This window comes from Streptomyces venezuelae (genome assembly GCF_008642295.1).
In the GTDB taxonomy this organism is placed as follows: Bacteria; Actinomycetota; Actinomycetes; order Streptomycetales; family Streptomycetaceae; genus Streptomyces; species Streptomyces venezuelae_C.
In genome coordinates this window covers 3426732-3447564 of record NZ_CP029190.1, presented here as the reverse complement: position 1 = coordinate 3447564, position 20833 = coordinate 3426732, and the positions used below count along the sequence as shown (strand labels likewise).

22 protein-coding genes are annotated in these 20833 nt (G+C 71.4%); 13 read left to right on the top strand and 9 right to left on the bottom strand.

The annotated features are described in order from the left end of the window. Window positions 1-31: 31 nt before the first annotated feature. A complete protein-coding gene (locus DEJ50_RS15070) occupies window positions 32-1222 on the bottom strand; it encodes an IS110 family transposase (RefSeq protein WP_150208530.1) in 1191 nt (396 codons plus the stop codon). A gap of 433 nt (window positions 1223-1655) precedes the next feature. On the opposite strand from DEJ50_RS15070, the gene mshA reads away from it, so the two are divergent. Beyond that, a complete protein-coding gene (gene mshA / locus DEJ50_RS15060; protein ID WP_411757608.1) occupies window positions 1656-3026 on the top strand; it encodes a D-inositol-3-phosphate glycosyltransferase in 1371 nt (456 codons plus the stop codon). Further along, entirely contained in the window at window positions 3019-3513 is a 495-nt protein-coding gene (locus tag DEJ50_RS15055) for a YbjN domain-containing protein (protein ID WP_150208529.1), read from the top strand. Before mshA ends, DEJ50_RS15055 begins: the two co-directional genes overlap by 8 nt. 8 nt (window positions 3514-3521) lie before the next feature. Here DEJ50_RS15055 and DEJ50_RS15050 read toward each other — a convergent pair whose 3' ends face one another. Further along, the gene (locus tag DEJ50_RS15050) at window positions 3522-4814 is read right to left on the bottom strand and encodes an MDR family MFS transporter (protein ID WP_150208528.1); all 1293 of its coding nucleotides are present in this window, start codon (window positions 4812-4814) and stop codon (window positions 3522-3524) included. A gap of 187 nt (window positions 4815-5001) precedes the next feature. Here DEJ50_RS15050 and DEJ50_RS15045 point away from each other — a divergent pair, with 187 nt between their 5' ends. Continuing rightward, window positions 5002-5763 carry a phosphoglyceromutase gene (locus DEJ50_RS15045; protein ID WP_150208527.1) on the top strand — a complete coding sequence of 254 codons (762 nt, stop codon included), beginning with the start codon at window positions 5002-5004 and terminating at the stop codon, window positions 5761-5763. A 91-nt stretch (window positions 5764-5854) separates the two neighbouring features. Here the strand turns inward: DEJ50_RS15045 and DEJ50_RS15040 are convergent, their stop codons facing one another. Both DEJ50_RS15040 and DEJ50_RS15035 read right to left on the bottom strand, forming a co-directional pair. Next, entirely contained in the window at window positions 5855-6322 is a 468-nt protein-coding gene (locus tag DEJ50_RS15040; RefSeq protein WP_150208526.1) for a hypothetical protein, read from the bottom strand. 117 nt (window positions 6323-6439) lie between these two features. Then, window positions 6440-7306 (bottom strand): hypothetical protein, encoded by an 867-nt coding sequence (locus DEJ50_RS15035; RefSeq protein ID WP_150208525.1) that lies wholly within the window; start codon window positions 7304-7306, stop codon window positions 6440-6442. A 165-nt stretch (window positions 7307-7471) separates the two neighbouring features. Here DEJ50_RS15035 and DEJ50_RS15030 point away from each other — a divergent pair, with 165 nt between their 5' ends. Together DEJ50_RS15030 and DEJ50_RS15025 are read left to right on the top strand one after the other, a co-directional pair. Next, window positions 7472-7939, top strand: coding sequence for a GNAT family N-acetyltransferase (locus DEJ50_RS15030; RefSeq protein ID WP_150208524.1), 468 nt, complete (start codon window positions 7472-7474; stop codon window positions 7937-7939). Next, window positions 7932-8369: a hypothetical protein gene (locus tag DEJ50_RS15025; RefSeq protein WP_150208523.1), complete on the top strand. Its 438-nt coding sequence runs from the start codon at window positions 7932-7934 to the stop codon at window positions 8367-8369. Before DEJ50_RS15030 ends, DEJ50_RS15025 begins: the two co-directional genes overlap by 8 nt. A gap of 100 nt (window positions 8370-8469) precedes the next feature. Here the strand turns inward: DEJ50_RS15025 and DEJ50_RS33940 are convergent, their stop codons facing one another. Further along, window positions 8470-8619, bottom strand: coding sequence for a hypothetical protein (locus DEJ50_RS33940; protein WP_190344503.1), 150 nt, complete (start codon window positions 8617-8619; stop codon window positions 8470-8472). 169 nt (window positions 8620-8788) lie between these two features. After that, window positions 8789-9466 carry a phosphate signaling complex protein PhoU gene (phoU, locus tag DEJ50_RS15020; protein ID WP_150208522.1) on the bottom strand — a complete coding sequence of 226 codons (678 nt, stop codon included), beginning with the start codon at window positions 9464-9466 and terminating at the stop codon, window positions 8789-8791. Window positions 9467-9675: 209 nt separating this feature from the next. On the opposite strand from phoU, the gene DEJ50_RS15015 reads away from it, so the two are divergent. Beyond that, window positions 9676-10893 (top strand): sensor histidine kinase, encoded by a 1218-nt coding sequence (locus DEJ50_RS15015; protein WP_150208521.1) that lies wholly within the window; start codon window positions 9676-9678, stop codon window positions 10891-10893. Beyond that, window positions 10890-11570, top strand: a complete 681-nt coding sequence (locus DEJ50_RS15010) for a response regulator transcription factor (RefSeq protein WP_150208520.1) — start codon at window positions 10890-10892, stop codon at window positions 11568-11570. The genes DEJ50_RS15015 and DEJ50_RS15010 overlap by 4 nt, the downstream gene beginning before the upstream one ends. Window positions 11571-11821: 251 nt before the next feature. Here the strand turns inward: DEJ50_RS15010 and DEJ50_RS15000 are convergent, their stop codons facing one another. Continuing rightward, complete coding sequence (locus DEJ50_RS15000) at window positions 11822-12544, bottom strand: DUF461 domain-containing protein (RefSeq protein ID WP_150208519.1); 723 nt, start codon at window positions 12542-12544, stop codon at window positions 11822-11824. 560 nt (window positions 12545-13104) lie between these two features. Between DEJ50_RS15000 and DEJ50_RS14990 the strand changes: the two genes are divergently transcribed. From DEJ50_RS14990 to DEJ50_RS14965, 6 genes are all read left to right on the top strand, one after another. Continuing rightward, window positions 13105-13587, top strand: coding sequence for a CarD family transcriptional regulator (locus DEJ50_RS14990; protein ID WP_003953493.1), 483 nt, complete (start codon window positions 13105-13107; stop codon window positions 13585-13587). A gap of 260 nt (window positions 13588-13847) precedes the next feature. Continuing rightward, window positions 13848-14615, top strand: coding sequence for a 2-C-methyl-D-erythritol 4-phosphate cytidylyltransferase (gene ispD, locus DEJ50_RS14985; protein ID WP_150208518.1), 768 nt, complete (start codon window positions 13848-13850; stop codon window positions 14613-14615). Further along, window positions 14605-15102, top strand: coding sequence for a 2-C-methyl-D-erythritol 2,4-cyclodiphosphate synthase (gene ispF / locus DEJ50_RS14980; RefSeq protein WP_150208517.1), 498 nt, complete (start codon window positions 14605-14607; stop codon window positions 15100-15102). The genes ispD and ispF overlap by 11 nt, the downstream gene beginning before the upstream one ends. A gap of 105 nt (window positions 15103-15207) precedes the next feature. Further along, window positions 15208-16608: a cysteine--tRNA ligase gene (gene cysS / locus DEJ50_RS14975; RefSeq protein ID WP_150208516.1), complete on the top strand. Its 1401-nt coding sequence runs from the start codon at window positions 15208-15210 to the stop codon at window positions 16606-16608. A 94-nt stretch (window positions 16609-16702) separates the two neighbouring features. After that, window positions 16703-17659 carry a 23S rRNA (guanosine(2251)-2'-O)-methyltransferase RlmB gene (gene rlmB / locus DEJ50_RS14970; protein ID WP_150208515.1) on the top strand — a complete coding sequence of 319 codons (957 nt, stop codon included), beginning with the start codon at window positions 16703-16705 and terminating at the stop codon, window positions 17657-17659. A gap of 130 nt (window positions 17660-17789) precedes the next feature. Next, window positions 17790-19397, top strand: a complete 1608-nt coding sequence (locus tag DEJ50_RS14965; protein ID WP_150208514.1) for a DoxX family protein — start codon at window positions 17790-17792, stop codon at window positions 19395-19397. Between the two features lie 121 nt (window positions 19398-19518). On the opposite strand, the gene DEJ50_RS14960 is transcribed toward DEJ50_RS14965, so the two are convergent. Together DEJ50_RS14960 and DEJ50_RS14955 are read right to left on the bottom strand one after the other, a co-directional pair. Continuing rightward, window positions 19519-20325, bottom strand: a complete 807-nt coding sequence (locus tag DEJ50_RS14960) for an NDP-sugar synthase (RefSeq protein WP_223837765.1) — start codon at window positions 20323-20325, stop codon at window positions 19519-19521. 70 nt (window positions 20326-20395) lie between these two features. Beyond that, window positions 20396-20812 carry a hypothetical protein gene (locus DEJ50_RS14955; RefSeq protein WP_190344501.1) on the bottom strand — a complete coding sequence of 139 codons (417 nt, stop codon included), beginning with the start codon at window positions 20810-20812 and terminating at the stop codon, window positions 20396-20398. Window positions 20813-20833 lie beyond the last annotated feature (21 nt).

Below are 20833 nucleotides of genomic sequence, written 5' to 3'. Positions count from 1 at the left end.
CCGGGGATGACGGGACTTCCCAATGCTGATGTCAAGCCGTTCCCACTACCGGAAGTGAAGGCCTGTAGCACTCTCTGTCACGAATCATTGCCCACAAGACGTTGATACGTCGGCGTGCGAGGGAGAGGAGAGCTTGCTTGTGGCCTTTCCCTTCGCTTCGTTTCCGCCGGTAGTACGCCTTCGAGGCCGGGCAGGACTTGAGGCTGGCCATCGCCGACAAGTACATGGTCCGAAGCAGGCCGCGATGGTAGCGGCGAGGTCTGCGCAGGTTGCCGCTGACGCGGCCGGAGTCTCGGGGCTGAGGGGCCAGGCCGGCGAAGCCGGCCAGGCGGTCGGCATTCCCGAAGGCGTCCATGTCACCGCCCGTTGCAGCGATGAACTCGGCGCCGAGCCTGGGCCCCATGCCAGGGAGACTGCGGATCACCTCGGCGTGCGGATGCTCGTGAAACCTAGCCTCGATGAGTGCGTCTAGCTCCGCGATCTCCTCGTCGAGAGCCATCACCCCCTTCGCGAGGCGGACCACCATGGCCGCGGCCAGCTTCTCGCCGGGCAGGGCGGTGCTTTGGGCCTGGGCGGCTTCTACGACGGTTTGCGCGAGTGAGGCGGCGCCTTTGACCTTGCGGTTCTTCAGCCAGGTCTCGATCCGCTTCGCGCCGGCGCGGCGGATGGCAGCCGGAGTCTGGTAGCCCGTCAGAAGCGTCACCGGACCCTTGTTGGTCAAGTCCAGCGACCGCTCCAAAGCAGGGAAGAGCTCCAGCAGCTGGGCCCGGAGACGGTTGATCTGCCGGGTGCGGTCGAAGACTACGTCCAAGCGCCGGGTAGTCAGGGTGCGCAGATCGACGGCGATCTCGTCTCCGGGTCTGAGCAGGCCCAGGTCCCGGCGGATGCGGGCCTGGTCGGCGATGACAAAGGCGTCCTTTGCGTCGGTCTTCGCCTCACCCCGGTAGGTGGCGGAGGCCCGGTGGACTGCCAGGCCGGTCAAATAGGCGACCGGCTGATCATGGGCGGTAAGCAAGCCGATCAGAAGGGCAGCGCCGCCATGGTTGAGGTCGACGGCCCACAACACGTCTTCGGATATCGCCAGCACATCGCCTATCAGCGCCAGCAGCTCAGATTCGTCGTTCTGGATCCGGCGAGACAGCAGCCGGCCGCCCGCTGCGTTGATCACCACGGCGTGGTGATGAGTCTTGCCGATGTCCACACCGGCCCAAATCTCAGGCAAGTTCCCCTCCGGCAGTCGTCTCCAACTGATCCCGCAGACGACCTCGCCGACGTTGTCCTACAGCAGCGATCGAGTCGCGTCTCCCAATCAGCGGTCGAGTCGTCGCGGGGCTCCGGGCGGCCAAGTCCCGTAAGCCATCCAGCGGCTCAGCCTTTACAGCCATACCCGGAGCCCCCGGGCCCTCCGATCCTACGAGTGACCGGAGCAGACCCACGCCTGAAAGGTAGGACAGCCCTTGAGCGGAACGCCCGGAGCGAATAAAAATCCGGCAAACGCCCAAGCAAATCCGCCGGCACGGAATGCCGGACGGGTCCGAACCGGTTGCACCCCTTGAGGAGCGCCCCGCGCTCCCGTCCAGCCATGCCCGGCCCCGCCCCGACAGCGACCGTCAGCGCCACCGACGTCAGCGCCACCGACCGAGAGGACTGCTCCCTTGAGCCAGTACGTATCCCGGCTCGGAGGCAGGCGTACCACCGGCCGCCTCACCCGCCACGACCCGCCCCGGCTGCGCCTGCCCGAGTTCGGCCAGCACCGCAAGCCGCGCCGGGTCGCCATGCTCAGCGTGCACACCTCCCCGCTGCACCAGCCGGGCACCGGGGACGCCGGCGGCATGAACGTGTACATCGTGGAGCTGGCCAAGCGGCTCGCCGCCATCAACATCGAGGTGGAGATCTTCACCCGGGCCACCGAGGGCGGGCTGCCGCCGGTCGTGGAGCTGTCCCCGGGCGTCCTGGTCCGGCACGTCGACGCCGGCCCGTACGAGGGCCTCGCCAAGGAGGAGCTGCCCGCCCAGCTCTGCGCCTTCACCCACGGGGTGATGCAGGCCTGGGCCGGGCACCGCCCCGGCTACTACGACCTCGTCCACTCCCACTACTGGCTCTCCGGCCACGTGGGCTGGCTCGCCGCCGAGCGGTGGGGCGTCCCGCTGGTGCACGCCATGCACACCATGGCCAAGGTCAAGAACGCGGCGCTGGCGGAGGGCGACACCCCGGAGCCGGCCGCCCGCGTGATCGGCGAGACCCAGATCGTGAACGCCGCCGACCGCCTCATCGCGAACACCGCCGAGGAGGCCGACGAGCTGGTCCGCCACTACGAAGCCGACCCCGCCAAGGTGGCCGTCGTCCACCCCGGGGTGAACCTGGAACGGTTCACCGTCGGCGACGGCCGGGCCGCGGCCCGGGCCCGCCTCGGGCTCCCGCAGGACGCCCTGATCCCCCTCTTCGCCGGCCGCATCCAGCCGCTGAAGGCCCCGGACATCCTGCTGCGCGCCGTCGCCGTCATGGTCGACCGCGACCCCTCGCTGCGCGGCCGGCTCTTCGTCCCGGTGGTCGGCGGGCCGAGCGGCAGCGGACTGGCGAAGCCGGAGGGCCTGCAGAAGCTGGCCGCCAAGCTGGGCATCGCGGACCTGGTGCACTTCCACCCGCCGGTCGGCCAGGACCGGCTCGTCGACTGGTTCCGGGCCGCATCGGTGCTGGTCATGCCCTCGTACAACGAGTCCTTCGGGCTGGTCGCGATCGAGGCGCAGGCCGCCGGCACCCCGGTGCTGGCCGCGGAGGTCGGCGGACTCCCGGTCGCCGTCAACGACGGGGTGACGGGCATCCTCGTACCCGGCCACGATCCGGCGGACTGGGCGAACCGGCTCCAGCGCTTCGTCGACCACCCCGCCCTGACCGAGCGGATGGGCCGGGAGGCCGCCCGGCACGCGCAGTTCTTCGGCTGGGACACCGCGGCGAGCGGCACGGCCGACGTGTACACCGCGGCCATACATGATCATCGCCGTCGCGTACGCTCCCACCATGGCTGATCACGCGGCGATCATCGAGCACACGCTGACCGGAGCCGAGCTGGAGTGGGAGTCCCCCGAACCCGGCTCGTACGTCGTCAAACTGCCCGGCACCCGCAAGCTGTCGACCACCTGCTCCCTGCGGGTCGGGCGCCACTCGCTGTCCGTCAACGCCTTCGTCATCCGTCACCCGGACGAGAACGAGGCGGGCGTGCACCGCTGGCTGCTGGAGCGCAACCTCAAGCTCTACGGCGGCCTCTCCTACGCGGTGGACGCGCTGGGCGACATCTACCTGGCCGGCCGGCTCCCGCTGTCGGTGGTCACCCCGGAGGAGCTGGACCGGATCCTGGGCACGGTGCTGGAGGCGGCCGACGGCTCCTTCAACACCCTGCTGGAGCTCGGTTTCGCGAGCGCGATCCGGCGGGAGTACGACTGGCGGGTCTCGCGCGGCGAGCCGACGTACAACCTGGACGCCTTCCGCCACCTCACCCGGCCGAAGGCGCCGTAGGGCCGTACTTACGCACCGCCGGCCGGGGCCGACGTGGGGCCGACCGCCGGGGCCACCGGGGCTGCCGGGGCGGGTGCCGCCTTGGCCGCGGGGGTTTCGCGGGGCAGGCCGCGCATCAGGACCCAGTACCCCACCGCGGCGACCGTCCCCAGGACCCCGGTCGCCGCCCACAGCCAGTCCGCCCCGTGCCGGTCGATCACGAACCCCGCCATCAGCGGCGCGACCAGCGAGGCCACCGACCAGGACATCGTGTACACCCCCTGGTAGCGCCCGCGCCCGTGCACCGGCGAGAGCCGGACCACCAGGCCCATCTGGGTCGGCGAGTTCACGATCTCCGCCAGCGTCCAGATGCAGACCGTCAGCGCGTACACGGCGATCGACCCGGCGAAGGCCGTCATCGCGAACCCGTACCCGGCCAGCAGCGCCGAGGCCACCAGCAGCTTCTGCGGGTCGCGGTGCTCGATGAAACGGGTCACCGGGATCTGCAGGACCACGATCAGCAGGCCGTTGACCATGACGACCAGCCCGTAGTCGCCCGGCGTGAAGCCGGCCTCGCCCATGGCCACCGGCAGCCCCACCGACCCCTGCGTGAAGATCAGCGAGACCAGGAAGGACAGCCCGACCACACCCATGTAACGGCCGTCCCGCAGCACCGTCCCCAGCCGCACCTCCGGCTCGGCGACCGCGCCCGCCGACAGGTCCCGCTCCGGCCGCGACTCCGGCAGCTTGATGAACACCAGGATCGCGCAGACCAGCGTCAGCGCCGCCTCGCCCAGGAAACCGGCGAGGTAGTTGTACTCCGCCACGAACCCGGCCGCCACCGCACTGACCCCGAAGCCGAGGTTGATCGCCCAGTAGTTCAGGGCGAAGGCCCGGACCCGGTCCTCCGGACGGACGATGTCGGCCATCATCGCCTGCACCGCCGGCCGGGAGGCGTTCGAGGTCATGCCCACCAGCAGCGCCACCGCCGCGATCGCCGCCGGGTGCTCCATGAAGCCGAGCAGCGCCACCGAGAAGGCGGTCGAGGCCTGCGCCGCCAGCATCGTCGGCCGCCGCCCCAGCCGGTCCGTCATCACCCCGGCGACCAGCGAGGAAATGACCCCGCCCAGCCCGTGCAGCGCCACCACGAGTCCCGCGAAGGAGGCCGAATAGCCCCGGTCCTGGGTCAGGTACAAGGTCATGAAGGTGGCGACGAAGGCCCCGAGCCGGTTGACCAGGGTGCTCGCCCAGAGCCACCAGAACGCGCGGGGCAGACCCGACACGCTCTCGCGAACGGCCTGTCTCATCGTGGCAACGGACATACGGAATCCCCCCGGCGATGTAAGTGGTGCGGCACTGGGCCGGACATTACGACCGGGGCTCCGCCGACGCCACTGAATTGACGGCCTGTGTCAATCGGCGGGGACCCGGCGGGGGCACCGGCGGGGGGACCGACCGGGGACCGGACGCCGGGCACGGCCTGCGTCCGCGTCCATTAGGCTCGTACGCATGGCCGACGCACCGTACAAGCTGATCCTCCTCCGCCACGGCGAGAGCGAGTGGAACGCGAAGAACCTGTTCACCGGCTGGGTGGACGTCAACCTCAACGAGAAGGGCGAGAAGGAGGCGGTCCGCGGCGGTGAGCTGCTCAAGGACGCCGGCCTGCTCCCCGACGTGGTCCACACGTCCCTCCAGAAGCGTGCGATCCGCACCGCGCAGCTCGCCCTGGAGTCCGCCGACCGCCACTGGATCCCGGTCCACCGCTCCTGGCGGCTGAACGAGCGCCACTACGGCGCGCTGCAGGGCAAGGACAAGGCCCAGACCCTCGCCGAGTTCGGCGAGGAGCAGTTCATGCTGTGGCGCCGCTCCTACGACACCCCGCCGCCGGCGCTCGAGGACGGCACCGAGTTCTCGCAGTCCGAGGACCCGCGCTACGCCTCCATCCCGCCGGAGCTCCGCCCGAAGACGGAGTGCCTGAAGGACGTCGTCCTCCGCATGCTGCCGTACTGGTACGACGGCATCGTCCCGGACCTGCTCGCGGGCCGCACGGTCCTGGTCGCCGCACACGGCAACAGCCTCCGCGCCCTGGTCAAGCACCTGGACGGCATCTCCGACGCCGACATCGCGGGCCTCAACATCCCGACCGGCATCCCGCTCTCCTACGAGCTGGACGCCGAGTTCAAGCCCCTGAACCCGGGCGGCACCTACCTCGACCCGGAGGCCGCGGCGGCAGCCATCGAGGCGGTCAAGAACCAGGGCAAGAAGAAGTAACCCCCTGCCCCACGGTCCACGGAGAAGCCCCCCACCCGCCGGTCCCCGGCCGGTGGGGGGCTTCTCGCCGTTTCGGGGTGGCGTCGGCGGGTCAGATGTGGGGGGAGCGGGCGCGTAGGCGGGTTGCGGCGAGGAGGAGTTCGGTCGGGGAACCGTCCGGGGTGTGGACCAGCAGTTCCGCGATCACCTGTTCCCGGTGGTGGACGAGGAGCCAGGTGTCCTCGGCCGTCAGGTCGATGGCCCGCCACGGGTGGCTCCAGAGCAGTTCCGCGCGGTTCCAGAACTGGAGCCTGCGGTTCGTCACCCGCAGCTGGTAGGGGGAGACCTCGAAACTCCCGTGGAGGCGGCCCGCCTCGGTGACCGGGAGGACGGCGTAGCCGCTCAGCACGATCTCGCCCGGCTCGAGTGCTTCCGCGCGGATGCCGTCCTCCCGGCCCGACCGGGCCCCGGCCCAGGCCCCGCCGGCGCCGAAGAGGACGGCGAGCGGTACGACGAGCCACCAGGCGAACTCGGCGCCGAACCCCGCTATCGAGATCTTTGCGGCGAATACTCCGCCCATGGTGCAGGACCCCGCGATCGCCGAGCGGCGGATGCGCCGCCGGCGTCCGGCCGTTACGTCTCCCGCTTCGGCATCCCTGGCCATTGCCATCGGTGTCCCCCCGAACCGTCCGTCATGTCATGGCGTCTCCATTTGATCATTTCCAGCCGACGGGCGTTCGAAGAACTGGAGTACGCCTCCGGCAGAGAAGCACAACGCTCCGCCCAGAGTGCCCCAGTTGGCCACGTCGACATTGACCGGGCTGCCGGTCGCCGGGCGCGTGAAGGCGGCCAGCGCCGACAGCATGAAGAGCACGGATCCGAGCTGGTTGACGGCGACGATCCACCAGCCGAGGTCCCGGGGGCGGACGCCCGGCCGGCCGTGGCAGACCTCCAGCAGCGCGAGGTGCCCCGAGATCAGGAACAGGATGCAGCCGACCATGTCGGGCGCCCAGACCAGCCTGTTCTCCTGCTGTACCGAGAGCCCTTGGAGCAGGGAGCCCAGGAGGTTGATGCCGAACACGAGGGTGCCCACGAACAGGACGAAGGTGCTGAGCCAGTCGATCCGGCCGGGCTCGTAGCTCCACCACCTCCAGCGCCGGGCGGCCGGCGGACCGGAACCGGCGTCCCGGTCCGGAGCGTTCACCGCCTGGAGCAGTGAGGCGTAGCCGCCGGTGTTGAAGAACAGGCCGCCGGCGAAGTAGATCCACGCGCTCGTCCGGCCGGCCGAGCCGAACTGGGCGGCCCCGGCCCCGACGGCGAACAGGGCCCCGCCGACGGTGAACGCGCCGGCGGCGATGGCATTCAGCCTGCGCAGCCGGCCGACGGACACCCGGTCCGCCGTCCGGGCCCGCGATTCCGGCTCTCCCTCGGCCCGTACGGTCAGCAGGCCGCGTTTGCGGGCCGGGCGCGATTCCCAGACCGCGGTGCCGCCGTCCGCGAGGCGCCAGGTCAGCCGGGTGGTGAAGGGCCCTGCGCGCTCGGAGCGCTCCTCGGTCTGGCTCACCCGCCGACCCTAGCCCTCCGGCGGCCGGGTCCCGTGGTGCCAGGCCCCGTGGCGCCGGGCCCGTGGCGTCGGGCCCGTGCCGCCGGGCCCCGGCGCGCCTGCCCGGTCGCGCCCTGACCGGGAAACTCCGTGGGCAGCGGGGCCGTGCGTTGTTACGGTGCGCGGATGACGTTGCGCCTTGAGAAGATCACCCCCGCCAATGTCGAAGCGGGGATCGAGCTCCGGATACGGCCCGAGCAGGAGAAGAACGTCGAGCCGGTCGCGCACTCGCTCGCCGAGGCGTACGCGTGGGGCGAGACCGCCTGGCCGCGCCTGGTATTCGACGGGGAGACCCTGGTCGGCTTCCTGATGGCCTTCCTCGACATCCAGTGGGATCCGGAGAAGGACCCCGAGGACCGCCGCAGCGGGCTGTGGCGGTTGAACATCGGCGCCGATGCGCAAGGCCGCGGATACGGGCGGTACGCGGTCGAGGCGGTGGCCGCGGAGATCCGGCGGCGCGGGGGGAACCGTTTGTTCACCACCTGGGAGCCGGGGGAGGACGGGCCGGAGCAGTTCTATCTGAAGCTGGGCTTCCGCCTCACCGGTGAGACCAGCGGCGGTCAGACGGTCGGCGTGCTCGACCTCGATGACTGACGTCTCCATGAGCGAGGAGCTGGGGGCCGAGGACTACGCCTCCGTGCACGCCGCCGCCCAAGCGGCCGGCGCCGGCTTCGGGAGTCTGAACGAGGCGCTGGCCCGCTGGCGGCTGGTGGTCGTCGACATCGAGGCGGGCTTCGACCTGGCCTTCGCCTGGGAGTACCGGGACGAGCTCGCCTGCCGGGACTGGCTCCGCGCGGCCTGGCCGCTGCTGACCGAGCGGGTGCGGCGGGCCCGGCAGCCCGAGCTCGACCGGTGGGACGAACGGTTCTGCGCCGCGACCCGCCCCATGGCCGGCTCCGACGCCGGCCCGGGCGAGCGCAGCGGTGCCTGGTGGCACCGCCGGTTCCCGGCCCGCTGCTTCCGCGGCGAGGGCCAGGAACTGCCGCCGCACTGGTCGCCGGCCCCGGCCGTGGAGACGTACTGAGTGGAGACGTACTGAGCTGGAGACGTACCGAAGGGCCGCCGGGGCAAGCGAAGGGCCCCGGCCGGGAGTGGACGGGGCCCTTCGACGGGAACGGTGGTGCTCAGCCGCCGCACTGGCACGGGGCGCCGGACTGGCAGCCGCAGCCGCAGCCGGAGCCACAGCCGCAGGCGGCCAGCAGAGGGAGCCGCAGCACCTCGCTCGGCTGAGGCTGCTCCTGCTCCGGGGTGATGGGGACGGGGGAATCGGGCATGGTTCCTCCTCGCAGGCGTACGTCGTTCGTACGGCTCGGGCCGCACTCGGGTCGTGCTCGGTCGTACTGCCTTTCGCCTCATTCATGCCCGGCGCGGGCAGCGCGTCAACGGCGCATTGGGGCAGAAGCCCGGCCCCATGCGCTCTCGGAAGCCCTCTCGGGCGCCCGATCAGACGCCCTCGACCACCGTCGGCGGCTGGAGCTCGTCCGCGTGCTCGCCGGTCACCAAATAGACCACGCGCTTGGCCACCGACACCGCGTGGTCGGCGAACCGCTCGTAGTACCGGCCCAGCAGGGTCACGTCCACGGCGGTCTCGATGCCGTGCTTCCAGCGGTCGTCCATCAGATGCTGGAACAGCGTGCGGTGCAGCTGGTCCATCTCGTCGTCGTCCGTCTCGAGCTGGAGCGCCAGGTCCACGTCCTTGGTGATGATCACCTCGGCGGCCTTCGCCATCAGGCGCTGCGCCAGCTGGCCCATCTCCAGGATGGTGGCGTGCAGGTCCCGCGGGACCGCGGTGTCCGGGAAGCGCAGCCTGGCCAGCTTGGCCACGTGCTGCGCCAGGTCGCCGGAGCGCTCCAGGTCGGCGCTCATGCGCAGGGAGGTGACGACGATCCGGAGGTCCGTGGCCACCGGCTGCTGCCGGGCGAGCAGCGCGATGGCCCGCGCCTCCAGGTCGTGCTGGAGGTCGTCGACCTTCTGGTCCGCGGCGATGACGCTCTCGGCCAGCTTCAGATCGGCGTCGAGCATGGCGGTGGTCGCCCGCCCGATCGCGGAACCGACCAGCCGGGCCATCTCGACCAGGCCCTCCCCGATCGAGTCCAGTTCCTCGTGGTACGCGTCCCGCATGGGTGTTCCCTCTCTCAACGTTCTGCCGGGGAGCCGGGGGGATCCGTTCGATTCCGGCCCCCACGCTCTCACGGTGCGCCCCGTACGCGTCGGACTCCGGCATCACAAATGAATCAACCCCGTCGCCACGGTGAACTCTGGGCGACGACTGTTCGAGGTGCCACCCGAACGGCTGTGGAACTGTCGTCGTGCCTGCTTAACCTGGATGCATGGACGTGAACGCGGCGGTCGCCGCAGCTGCAGCGATCGCCGGGTTGTGCACCGGCGTGATCGCGATGCTGGCGTTCCGCTGGAGCGAGCGCGACCAGGCCCGCCCCACCCGGAGCTCCATGCGCCCGGACATCAACGCGGTGCTGCCCCCCGGTGTGGACACGGTCCTCTCGGTGCTCCGTTCCTCCGCCGTCGTCCTCGACGAGGCGGACGCGGTGGTCAAGGCCAGCTCGGCGGCGTACGCCCTCGGGCTGGTCCGCGGCGGGAAGCTGGCCGTGGAGCCGATGCTGCACATGGCCCGCGACACCCGCCGGGACGGGGAGATACGACAGGTCGAGCTGGACCTGCCGCGGCGCGGCACCGGCCGCGGCGAGGCCCTCGCGGTCTCGGCGCGGGTCGCCCCGCTCGGCTCCCGGCTGGTCCTGCTGCTCGTCGAGGACCTGACCGAGGCCCGGCGGATCGAGGCGGTCCGGCGCGACTTCGTGGCGAACGTGTCCCATGAGCTGAAGACGCCCACGGGCGCGCTCTCCCTGCTCTCGGAAGCGGTCATGGACGCCTCCGACGACCCCGAGGCGGTCACCCGCTTCGCCGGCCGCATGCAGATCGAGGCCACCCGGCTGACCAACCTCGTACAGGAGCTCATCGACCTCTCCCGGGTTCAGAACGACGACCCGCTGGAGGACGCCGAACCCGTCCGGGTGGACATCCTGGTCGCCGAGGCCATCGACCGCTGCCGTCACACGGCCTCCAGCAAGCAGATCACCATGGCCTCCGGCGGCACCGCCGAGCTGCGGGTCTGGGGCAACCGGGGCCAGCTGGCGGCGGCCCTGGGCAACCTGGTGGAGAACGCCGTCAACTACAGCCCCGCCCGCACCCGGGTCGGGATAGCCGGCCGCCGGGTCGCCGCACCCGGCGGGGACTTCATCGAGATCGCCGTGACCGACCAGGGCATCGGCATTCCGGAGAAGGACCGCGAGCGGATCTTCGAGCGGTTCTACCGCGTCGACCCGGCCCGCTCCCGTGCCACCGGCGGGACCGGCCTCGGCCTCGCCATCGTCAAACACGTGGCCGCCTCGCATGGCGGGGAGGTCACCGTGTGGAGCTCCGAGGGCCAGGGCTCCACCTTCACCCTGAGACTTCCGGAGGCCGCCACCAGCCGGACGCCCGTGCCCGACCGAGAACCAGCCACCACCCCTGCCCCGGAGGTCCTTCCGTGACCCGAGTGCTCGTCGTAGAGGATGAGGAATCCTTCAGCGACGCCCTGTCCTACATGCTCCGCAAGGAGGGCTTCGAGGTCGCCATCGCCGCGACCGGGCCCGACGGGCTGGATGAGTTCGAGCGCAACGGCGCCGACCTCGTACTGCTCGACCTGATGCTGCCCGGCCTGCCCGGCACGGAGGTCTGCCGGCAGCTCCGCGGCCGGTCCAACGTTCCCGTGATCATGGTGACCGCCAAGGACAGCGAGATCGACAAGGTCGTCGGGCTGGAAATAGGAGCCGACGACTACGTGACCAAGCCCTTCTCCTCGCGGGAGCTGGTCGCCCGCATCCGCGCGGTGCTGCGCCGCCGCGGCGAGCCGGAGGAGGTCACCCCGGCCGCGCTGGAGGCCGGCCCGGTGCGGATGGACGTGGACCGGCACGTGGTCACGGTCGCCGGCGCCAAGGTCGACCTGCCGCTGAAGGAGTTCGACCTGCTGGAGATGCTGCTGCGCAACGCGGGCCGGGTGCTCACCCGGATGCAGCTGATCGACCGGGTCTGGGGCGCCGACTACGTCGGTGACACCAAGACCCTCGACGTCCACGTGAAGCGGCTGCGAGCCAAGATCGAGCCGGACCCTGGCGCGCCCCGGTTCCTGGTGACGGTCCGCGGCCTGGGCTACAAGTTCGAGCCGTAGGCCGGAAGGCCCCCGCGGCCGGTCGGAGGCCGGCACAGCGTTCCGAAGCCGGTGAGGCCCCCTTGGGCCGAGCGGTGCGAGGGGCGCACGCGGGATGGGGCTCGAGCCGGACCCTGGCGCGCCCCGGTTCCTGGTGACGGTCCGCGGCCTGGGCTACAAGTTCGAGCCGTAGGCCGCGCCCGGCCGTACGACGGCAGGCTGTATACGACAGGGCCCCCGTCCGCGCTGCGGACGGGGGCCCTGTCGGCTGTTCAGTGGCCGGCGCTGTGCGACGGGGAGCCCGAGGGGGTCGTGGCGGACCCGGTGGCCGAGCCGGCCGCGCCGGACGCGGCACCCGAGGGGGCGCCGGACGGGGCGCCGGACGGCTTGCTGCCCGCGTTGCCGGTCGCGGCGCCCGACGGGGTGGCGGTGGCCGAGCCGGACGGGGACACCGACGGCTTGGAGCCGGCGGCGGCCGGAGCCTCGGACGGGCCGTAGCTCTCGAAGTAGCCCTCGGCCGGGATGACGAAGGCCCGCAGCGCGACGTCTCCGGTCTCGCTCAGCTTGAAGACGACCGCCTGCGCGTCGCCGTTCTTCATCGCCTCGCTGCCGCCCTCGATGACCGCGCTGGCATTGCCCTTGCCACCGATGACGATGGAGCCGCCACCCGGGATGGTGAGCTTGCCGGAGCCGGTGGCGGGCTTGACCGCGACCGTGCCGGTACCACCCGGGAGGGTGATCCCGTCGAGGGTCTGCTCCTTGGTGCCGTTGTTGAAGATCGTCGCCGAGACCACGGCGGGACCCTTGGCCTTCTCCCCGGCCTGGGTGATCACCAGGGCGTTCTGGACCTGGATGGGGCCCTTGGTGACCGCCGCGTTGTCCGGCTTGATCTGGAGCGTCTGTGCGTCGTTGCCCGCACCGCAGGCGGCGAGCGATCCGATCGAAAGAACGATGGCGGCGGCGGCGAGGACGCCGCGTCGAAGGCTGCGGCTCACGGCGGCGGCAACTCCTTGGACGTACGGACGGAGGGTGGCGGGCGGCGGAGGTAAAGCCGCCCTAAGGGTGTGTCAGCGCGCTTAGGTTACCGAGCCCCCGCCCTGCCCCCGCACCCGACCCTCCGGGGGCGCCCCGGGCCGCCCGCCGGGCCCGCCGCGATCTTGTATTCCGCGGTCCGTTCAAACCGTGCCGTGCACACACCCGGATTAACGTCCGTGATCAATTTCCGGGATTCCGCCGTGATCAATTCCGGATTGGGCCGGAACCCGCTCGATGGGCGCTCCGGCGCATCGAACGGCGTAGTTCGGCTTCGCGAGTTCGAACCCGGCAAAACGGGACGTACATCACGTCGTGCGGGCCTTCCTCCAGGTGTAACGTGGTCGATTCGGCCCGTCCCCACAGCGGCTCCGACCTGCGAATACCCCCTTCCGCAAGCCCTTCGCAGCACGTCCCCGCCGCTGTTGTCAAGCCCCGAGATAGGCCCTGACCTGCGAAAACGCCATTCATAACAGTCCGTTCTCGTGTTACCCTGGATAGCCACGGAAGGGGTACCTGTCACATGACGTTCAAGGTTGGCGACACCGTGGTCTATCCCCATCACGGGGCCGCGCTGATCGAGGCCATCGAAACTCGCCAGATCAAAGGCGTGGACAAGACCTACTTGGTGCTCAAGGTCGCCCAGGGCGACCTGACGGTTCGTGTGCCTGCGGACAATGCGGAGTTCGTCGGCGTTCGCGATGTGGTCGGGCAGGACGGGCTGGACCGGGTCTTCGAGGTGCTTCGTGCACCGTACGCCGAGGAGCCGACGAACTGGTCCCGTCGCTACAAGGCAAATCTGGAGAAGCTCGCTTCTGGCGATGTCATCAAGGTCGCCGAAGTGGTGCGCGACCTGTGGCGTCGTGAGCGCGAGCGCGGACTGTCCGCGGGTGAGAAGCGCATGCTCGCGAAGGCACGGCAGATCCTGGTGAGCGAGCTGGCGCTCGCAGAGAACACCAACGAGGACAAGGCTGAGGCCCTCCTCGACGAGGTCCTCGCGTCCTGACGCGAGAGACGGACCGTCTCACACAGTGTGCCGCGGTGCCCGATGACCGTGCCTCTCAATTTCTTTGAGAGGCCTGTTGCCGGGCGCTGCGGCATGTCTATGGGCATACCCATACCCTTTGGCGTGCCGGGTCCGGGCAGCCGGCTCGACCGGTCGTCACGGAAGGGGCGAGGGCATCGCACCCGGCACGCTTCAGGCCATACCCATGTCGGCCGAAGTCACAAACCTGGCCGAGTAACGGAGCCGACCGGAGCTGGCAGATGTACGACGAACCGCGCCCCGCGCGACCCGCAAGCCCCACGCAGCGCACCGCTGCCGTGATTCCCGCCGCGGGCCGTGGCGTCCGGCTGGGCCCGGGCGCACCCAAAGCCCTGCGCTCGCTCGGCGGCACCCCGATGCTGATCCACGCCGTCCGCGCGATGGCCCGCTCCCGCGCGGTCTCCCTCGTGGTCGTCGTCGCGCCGTCCGACGGCGCCGCCGAGGTCAGGAACCTGCTCGACGAGCACGCCCTGCCCGACCGCACCGACATCCTGGTCGTGCCCGGCGGGGACACCCGCCAGGAATCCGTCCGGGCCGGCCTGGACGCCCTCCCCGCCGATGTCACCGCCGTCCTCATCCACGACGCGGCCCGCCCGCTGGTCCCCGTGGACACCGTGGACGCCGTGGTCGAGGCCATCCGGGACGGCGCCCCCGCCGTGGTGCCCGCCATGCCGCTCTCCGACACCGTCAAGGAGGTCGAGCCCGGCCCGCCCGGCGCCCCCGAGCCGGTCGTCGCCACCCCCGAGCGGGCCCGGCTGCGCGCCGTCCAGACCCCGCAGGGCTTCGACCGGGCCACCCTGGTCAAGGCCCACGACACCATCGCCGTCAACGGCGAGGGCGCCACCGACGACGCCGGAATGGTGGAAAAGCTCGGCGTCCCCGTCGTCCTGGTACCCGGCCACGAAGAGGCCTTCAAAGTCACCCGCCCGCTCGACCTGGTCCTCGCCGAGGCCGTACTCGCCCGCAGGAGGGCCACCGATGCCTACTGAGCCCGTCATCCCCCTCGTCGGCATCGGCACCGATGTGCACGCCTTCGAGGAAGGCCGCGAACTGTGGTGCGCCGGCCTGCTGTGGGAAGGGGAGACGCACGGTCTGGCCGGGCACTCCGACGGTGACGTCGCCGCCCACGCCGCCTGCGACGCCCTGTTCTCCGCCGCCGGTGTCGGCGACCTCGGCGCGCACTTCGGCACCTCCCGCCCCGAGTGGTCCGGCGCCTCCGGGGTCACCCTGCTGGCCGAGGCCGCCCGGATCGTCCGCGCCGAAGGCTTCACCATCGGCAATGTGTCCGTGCAGGTCATCGGCGTACGCCCGAAGATCGGCAAGCGTCGCGACGAGGCCCAGAAAGCACTGTCCGAGGCGGCCGGCGCCCCGGTCTCCGTCTCCGGCACCACCACCGACGGCCTCGGCCTCACCGGCCGCGCCGAGGGCCTCGCCGCGATCGCCACCGCCCTGGTCTACCGGACCGCCACCGCCTGAGCCCCGGCAGTGTCCTGCCCGCCCGGTACGCCCGCCCTGACACACCTCGGCCGGGTATCCACAGGGGTCGCAGGGCACTGCCCCGGGAGCACTACCCTTGATGCCGTGACTATTCGCCTGTACGACACCAACGCCCGGCAGATCCGCGATTTCACCCCGCTCGTGCCGGGCTGTGTCTCGATCTACCTCTGTGGTGCCACCGTCCAGGCGGCCCCGCACATCGGGCACATCCGCTCCGGCCTGAACTTCGACATCATGCGCCGCTGGTTCGCCTACCGCGGCTTCGACGTCACCTTCATCCGGAACGTCACCGACATCGACGACAAGATCATCACCAAGTCGGCCGACCAGGGCCGTCCGTGGTGGTCCATCGGATACGAGAACGAGCGCGCCTTCAACTCCGGCTACGACGCGCTCGGCTGCCTCCCGCCCACCTACGAGCCCCGCGCCACCGGCCATGTCACCGAGATGGTCGAGATGATGCGCGGCCTCATCGAGCGCGGCCACGCCTACGAGTCCGAGGGCAACGTCTACTTCGACGTGACCTCGTACGCCGACTACCTCTCGCTCTCCCGCCAGGAGCTCGACAACATCCGCCAGCCGGAGAGCTCCGGCGAGACCGGCAAGCGCGACCCCCGCGACTTCGCCATGTGGAAGTCGGCCAAGCCCGGCGAGCCCTCCTGGGAGACCCCCTGGGGCCGGGGCCGCCCCGGCTGGCACCTGGAGTGCTCCGCCATGGCGCACAAGTACCTGGGCGAGGCCTTCGACATCCACGGCGGCGGCCTGGACCTGATCTTCCCGCACCACGAGAACGAGATCGCCCAGGCCAAGGCCTTCGGCGACGAGTTCGCCTCGTACTGGGTGCACAACGCCTGGGTCACCATGTCCGGCGAGAAGATGTCCAAGTCCCTCGGCAACTCGGTGCTGGTCTCCGAGATGGTCAAGACCTGGCGCCCCATCGTCCTCCGCTACTACCTCGGCACCCCGCACTACCGGTCGATGATCGAGTACAGCGAGGAGGCCCTGCGCGAGGCCGAGTCGGCCTTCGCCCGTATCGAGGGCTTCGCCGAGCGCGTCACCGAAATGGCCGGCAAGGCCGTCGAACCCGCCGCCGAGGTCCCGCCCGCCTTCGCCGAGGCGATGGACGACGACCTGGGCGTCCCCCAGGCCCTCGCGATCGTCCACACCACGGTCCGGCAGGGCAACAGCGCCCTGGCGGCGGACGACAAGGACGCCGCCATCGCACGGCTCTCCGAGGTCCGCGCCATGCTCGGTGTCCTCGGCCTGGACCCGCTCGACCCGCACTGGGCCGGCGAGACCGACCGTGGCGAAGAGCTGCACGGCGCGGTCGACGCACTCGTCCGGCTGGTCCTGGAACAGCGCGAGTCCGCCCGCGCCCGCAAGGACTGGGCCACGGCCGACGCGATCCGCGACCGGCTGCAGCAGTCCGGCCTGGCCATCGAGGACAGCCCCACGGGACCGCGCTGGACGCTCGGCCCCCGCTGAGCCCCGGCGACCGAGTTTGGTGGCCGCCCGGCACTCCGGGCGGCACACTCTTCATACGTACATATCGCAGCACCAACGAAAACAGGTAGAGGTCATGGCCGGGAACAGCCAGCGCAGGAACCGCCGCACGTCCAACAAGAAGGGCGCGACGGTCGGCAGCGGTGGCCAGCGGCGCAAGGGCCTGGAAGGCAAGGGCCCCACGCCCAAGGCCGAGGACCGCAAGGGCCACAAGGCGTTCCGCGTCTCCAACGCCATGGCCCGGCAGGCCGCCAAGCGCCGTCCCGCTCCCCGCCGCGGCGGCCCCAAGGGCACCAGCGAGATGGTGGTCGGCCGCAACCCGGTCTTCGAGGCCCTCCGCGACGGCGTGCCCGCCACCACCCTGTACGTCCAGCAGTTCATCGACAACGACGAGCGGGTCCGCGAAGCCCTCCAGCTCGCCTCCCAGCGCGGCAACATCAACCTGATGGAGGCGCCGCGCCCCGAGCTCGACCGGATGACGAACGGCCTCAACCACCAGGGCCTCGTCCTCCAGGTCCCGCCGTACGAGTACGCGCACCCCGAGGACCTCACCGCCGAGGCCTACGACGAGGGCCAGGACCCGCTGATCGTCGCCCTCGACGGGGTCACCGACCCGCGCAACCTGGGCGCCATCGTCCGCTCCGTCTCCGCCTTCGGCGGCCACGGCGTGGTCATCCCCGAGCGCCGCGCCGCCGGAATGACGGCCGGCGCATGGAAGACCTCGGCCGGCACCGCCGCCCGCACCCCGGTCGCCCGCGTCACCAACCTGACCCGCGCCCTCCAGGACTACAAGAAGGCCGGCATCACCGTCGTCGGCCTCGCCGCCGAAGGCGAGCACGAGGTACAGGACCTGGAGGCGCTCGGCGGCCCGGTCGTCATCGTGGTCGGCTCCGAAGGCAAGGGCCTGGGCCGCCTGGTCGGCGAGACCTGCGACTTCCTGGTCCGCATCCCGATGCCGGGCGGTGCCGAGTCGCTGAACGCCGGTGTCGCCGCCGGAGTGGTCCTCTACGAGGCGGCCCGCCGCCGCGCCTGACCACCGGCCGTCCCGACCGCCCCGGCCACCCCGCCCACCACGGGCGAGGTGGCCGGAAAGCGCCGCTTGACGGGTCTCGGACAGTTCCCTGCTGTCAAGGCAGTGTCCTAAACATTGATCACTCGGTTAGATGAGTGTGGACACAAGAACGCCGTTCGACGACCAGCCCGCGCTGAGCATGGTCAAGGTGCCGTGCGATCCCGCACAGGTCATCGTCAACCACGCCAGCTTCCGCGTGCGGCTCGCACCGAGCCCGGGCGCGCGTCCCAGGCCCGCGTCCGCCCCCGGCGGTCCGGCCCGAGTCCCCGCCCTCAGCGGCGCCGCGGTGGCCGCCGCCGGAGCAACACGCCGCCGCGCCCCCGTCGTCTGGAGCGGCAAATCCGGTCCCGGCGGCGACGCCGCAGCCGCCACCGGCGGCCTCCTCCAGGCCGTACGCGAAGCCGGCCGCGGCCACGAGGACTTCGACGGCGGCGCCACCCAGGTCATCCCCCGCATCGACCTGGACCGGGACCTTGCCGAGGACACCCTCCCCACCCCGACCGTCATCGGCCAGCGCAGCCACGCCGACGCCGACCGGACCCGCCCCATGGCCGCCGTACCACCGCAGCCACCCCACCCCGGCCGGACCGGGCAGCCCGGCGGGCACGGGCCGTACGGACCCGCCGGCCCCGACGAGCCGGTCACCGAGATCCGCCGGGACCGGACCGAAGCCCGCCCCGGCCACGCCTCCTACTACCCCGACCGCCGGATGAATCTCGGCGTCGTACTGCTCCCGCTGCGCGTCTTCCTCGGCTTCATCTGCATCTACGCAGGCATGGGCAAGCTCTGCGACCCCGTCTACTTCGACGGCGGCGAACGCGGCTCCATGGTCACCTGGCTGCACACCCTGCACCCCTGGGCCCTGGCCGAACCGCTGCGGGACTTCGCCCTCGCCCACCCCGTCGGCGCCGGCCTGAGCGTCGCCTTCCTCCAGGTCATCGTCGGCGTACTGACCGTCTTCGGCCTCTGGCAGCGGTTCGCGGCCTGCTTCGGCGCACTCCTGTCGGCCGCCCTGCTGATGACCGTCAGCTGGAAGACCGTCCCCGCCTACGACGCCCCCGACATCATCTACCTCGCCGCCTGGAGCCCGCTGATCATCGCCGGCGCCCCGGTCTACTCCCTCGACGCCCGCCTCGCCGGCGAAGCCTGGCGCACCCTCGGCCCGCGCTCCGAGATCTGGCAGCTGCGCCGCCGGGTCCTGCGCCGCGGAACCGTCATGGCCACCGTGGTCGTCGGCCTCACCCTGCTCATCGGCTCGCTGCTCGGCGGCGCCGTCCGCTCCAGCACCGTGGTCACCGTGCCCGGCCCCGGCGAAGCCCCCACCAACTACCTGCCCGGCTCCCCGCTCCCGCAGGAACCCAGCCGCACCGGCAGTCCGGCCCGGCAGGCGCCCCGGCAGGCCACTCCCTCGGCCAAGCCCTCACAGCCCGCCAAGTCCTCCCGTACCACCCCGGGGGCGACCTCCCGGGCCACCGCCGGAACCGGCAGCGGCAGCGGCTCCGGCGCCGAATCGCCGACCGCGACCCGCGGCACCACCGGCAAGCAGTCCCCGCGCAGCCAGAGCCCCCGCCAGTCGTCCCCCCAGCAGCCGCCCTCCTCCTCTTCCTCCGGAAGCCGCGGCAGCGGCAGCGGCGGTGGCGGCGACTCGGAGCCCCCGTCCCGCCAGCCCGGGCTGGTGGGCGGCCTCCTCGGCGGCTGACCCCCACCGCCGGCAACGGCAGGCAACACACACGGGCCGGGGCCCGGTGCGCAACCAGCGCACCGGGCCCCGGCCCGTTTGATGTGCCTGCCCGTTTCCGTCCAAGCCGACGGGAAGGGCCTCAGCGGGCGCTCTGCGCCGCCAACTCCTTCGCCGCCTCGGTCAGGTCCTTCGCCGTGTCGATCGCCCGCCAGTAGGCCCCCTGGGGCAGCGGGAAGCCCGCCAGCCGGCGCTCACGCGCCAGACGCGGGAAAGTGGTCCGCTCGTGATCGCCCAAATCCGGCAGCAGCGAGGCGAATTCACCGGAGAACACGTACACCCCGGCGTTGATCAGATAAGGCGACGGCGGCGCCTCGATGAAGTCCAGGACCTGCCCGAACTCGTTCGTCTCCACCACGCCCCACGGAATCCGCGGACGCGCCAGCGCCAGCGTCGCCGTCGCGGCCCGCTCCTCGTGGAAAGCGGCCATCTCGCGCAGCGAGAACCGCGTCCAGACATCCCCGTTGGTCGCGTACCAGGCCGCGTCCGGGCGCGGCAGCCGGGCCGCCGCGAACTTCAGCCCGCCACCCCGGCCCAACGGCTCCTTCTCCACCACCGTCGTCACCCGCAGCGGCAGGTCCGCATGCTCCAGCCAGTCCTGCAGCACCTCCGCCAGATGACCACAGGACACCACCGCATCCGTGACCCCCTCCGAAGCCAGCCAGGCCAGCTGATGCCCGATGATCGGGATGCCCGTCCCCGGGATCTCCACCATCGGCTTGGGCCGGTCGTCCGTATACGGACGCAGCCGCGAACCCTGGCCGCCCGCCAGGACGACAGCCTGGGTGGGCGCGGCCGGGAACGCGGCTGCGGAATCGGTGGAGGGGGCGGTGGCGCGTGCGCTCGTGGCGTCCTGCGCGGCCTGCGGGCCGTCGGAAGGTTCCGTCATGACGGCAGCCTATGCAGGCAGGGCCGCCCCGGGGCGGTCGCCCCGGAACAAGCCGACGGAAGCGACGTGACTAGCCGACGGAGGCCACACCGGTCGCGTACGAGGTGTCGCAGACCGGGCGGGCGTACGACTGCGCCTTCGTCGGACCGTACGCACGGACGGCGGCACGGCCCAGGGCCTCCGCGATCCCCACGCAGTGCACGGCCAGCGAAGGACGCTTGTTCACCTCCTGCTGGAGGTGGGTCAGGACGTCGCCCGGCGCCTTGCCCTCCTGAAGCTCACCGAGGAGCTTGTCGCGCAGCACGTCCTGCGCCGCGCGCTGCTTCGCGGGAACGGACACCTGCTCGGTGGAGGAGGCGGTCAGGATCTGGGACGGGCTGGTGTCCGCCCAGGGCACCATGGTGACCGCGAGGGTCCCGGACAGGACCAGAACGACGGGCAGGACCAGGGCGAGGGAACGGCCGATACGGCGGGCAGTGTGGGTCACGAGGGCGAGAGTAGCGCTCGG

Excerpts from the sequence above, each read along its gene's own strand:
- DEJ50_RS15055 (WP_150208529.1), top strand. The coding sequence starts at position 3,019 with ATGGCTGATCACGCGGCGATCATCGAGCACACGCTGACCGGAGCCGAG.
- DEJ50_RS15050 (WP_150208528.1), bottom strand. The coding sequence starts at position 4,814 with ATGTCCGTTGCCACGATGAGACAGGCCGTTCGCGAGAGCGTGTCGGGT.
- DEJ50_RS15045 (WP_150208527.1), top strand. The coding sequence starts at position 5,002 with ATGGCCGACGCACCGTACAAGCTGATCCTCCTCCGCCACGGCGAGAGC.
- DEJ50_RS15040 (WP_150208526.1), bottom strand. The coding sequence starts at position 6,322 with ATGGGCGGAGTATTCGCCGCAAAGATCTCGATAGCGGGGTTCGGCGCC.
- DEJ50_RS15030 (WP_150208524.1), top strand. The coding sequence starts at position 7,472 with ATGACGTTGCGCCTTGAGAAGATCACCCCCGCCAATGTCGAAGCGGGG.
- DEJ50_RS15025 (WP_150208523.1), top strand. The coding sequence starts at position 7,932 with ATGACTGACGTCTCCATGAGCGAGGAGCTGGGGGCCGAGGACTACGCC.
- DEJ50_RS33940 (WP_190344503.1), bottom strand. The coding sequence starts at position 8,619 with ATGCCCGATTCCCCCGTCCCCATCACCCCGGAGCAGGAGCAGCCTCAG.
- phoU (WP_150208522.1), bottom strand. The coding sequence starts at position 9,466 with ATGCGGGACGCGTACCACGAGGAACTGGACTCGATCGGGGAGGGCCTG.
- DEJ50_RS15015 (WP_150208521.1), top strand. The coding sequence starts at position 9,676 with ATGGACGTGAACGCGGCGGTCGCCGCAGCTGCAGCGATCGCCGGGTTG.
- DEJ50_RS14990 (WP_003953493.1), top strand. The coding sequence starts at position 13,105 with ATGACGTTCAAGGTTGGCGACACCGTGGTCTATCCCCATCACGGGGCC.
- ispD (WP_150208518.1), top strand. The coding sequence starts at position 13,848 with ATGTACGACGAACCGCGCCCCGCGCGACCCGCAAGCCCCACGCAGCGC.
- ispF (WP_150208517.1), top strand. The coding sequence starts at position 14,605 with ATGCCTACTGAGCCCGTCATCCCCCTCGTCGGCATCGGCACCGATGTG.
- rlmB (WP_150208515.1), top strand. The coding sequence starts at position 16,703 with ATGGCCGGGAACAGCCAGCGCAGGAACCGCCGCACGTCCAACAAGAAG.
- DEJ50_RS14965 (WP_150208514.1), top strand. The coding sequence starts at position 17,790 with ATGAGTGTGGACACAAGAACGCCGTTCGACGACCAGCCCGCGCTGAGC.
- DEJ50_RS14960 (WP_223837765.1), bottom strand. The coding sequence starts at position 20,325 with ATGACGGAACCTTCCGACGGCCCGCAGGCCGCGCAGGACGCCACGAGC.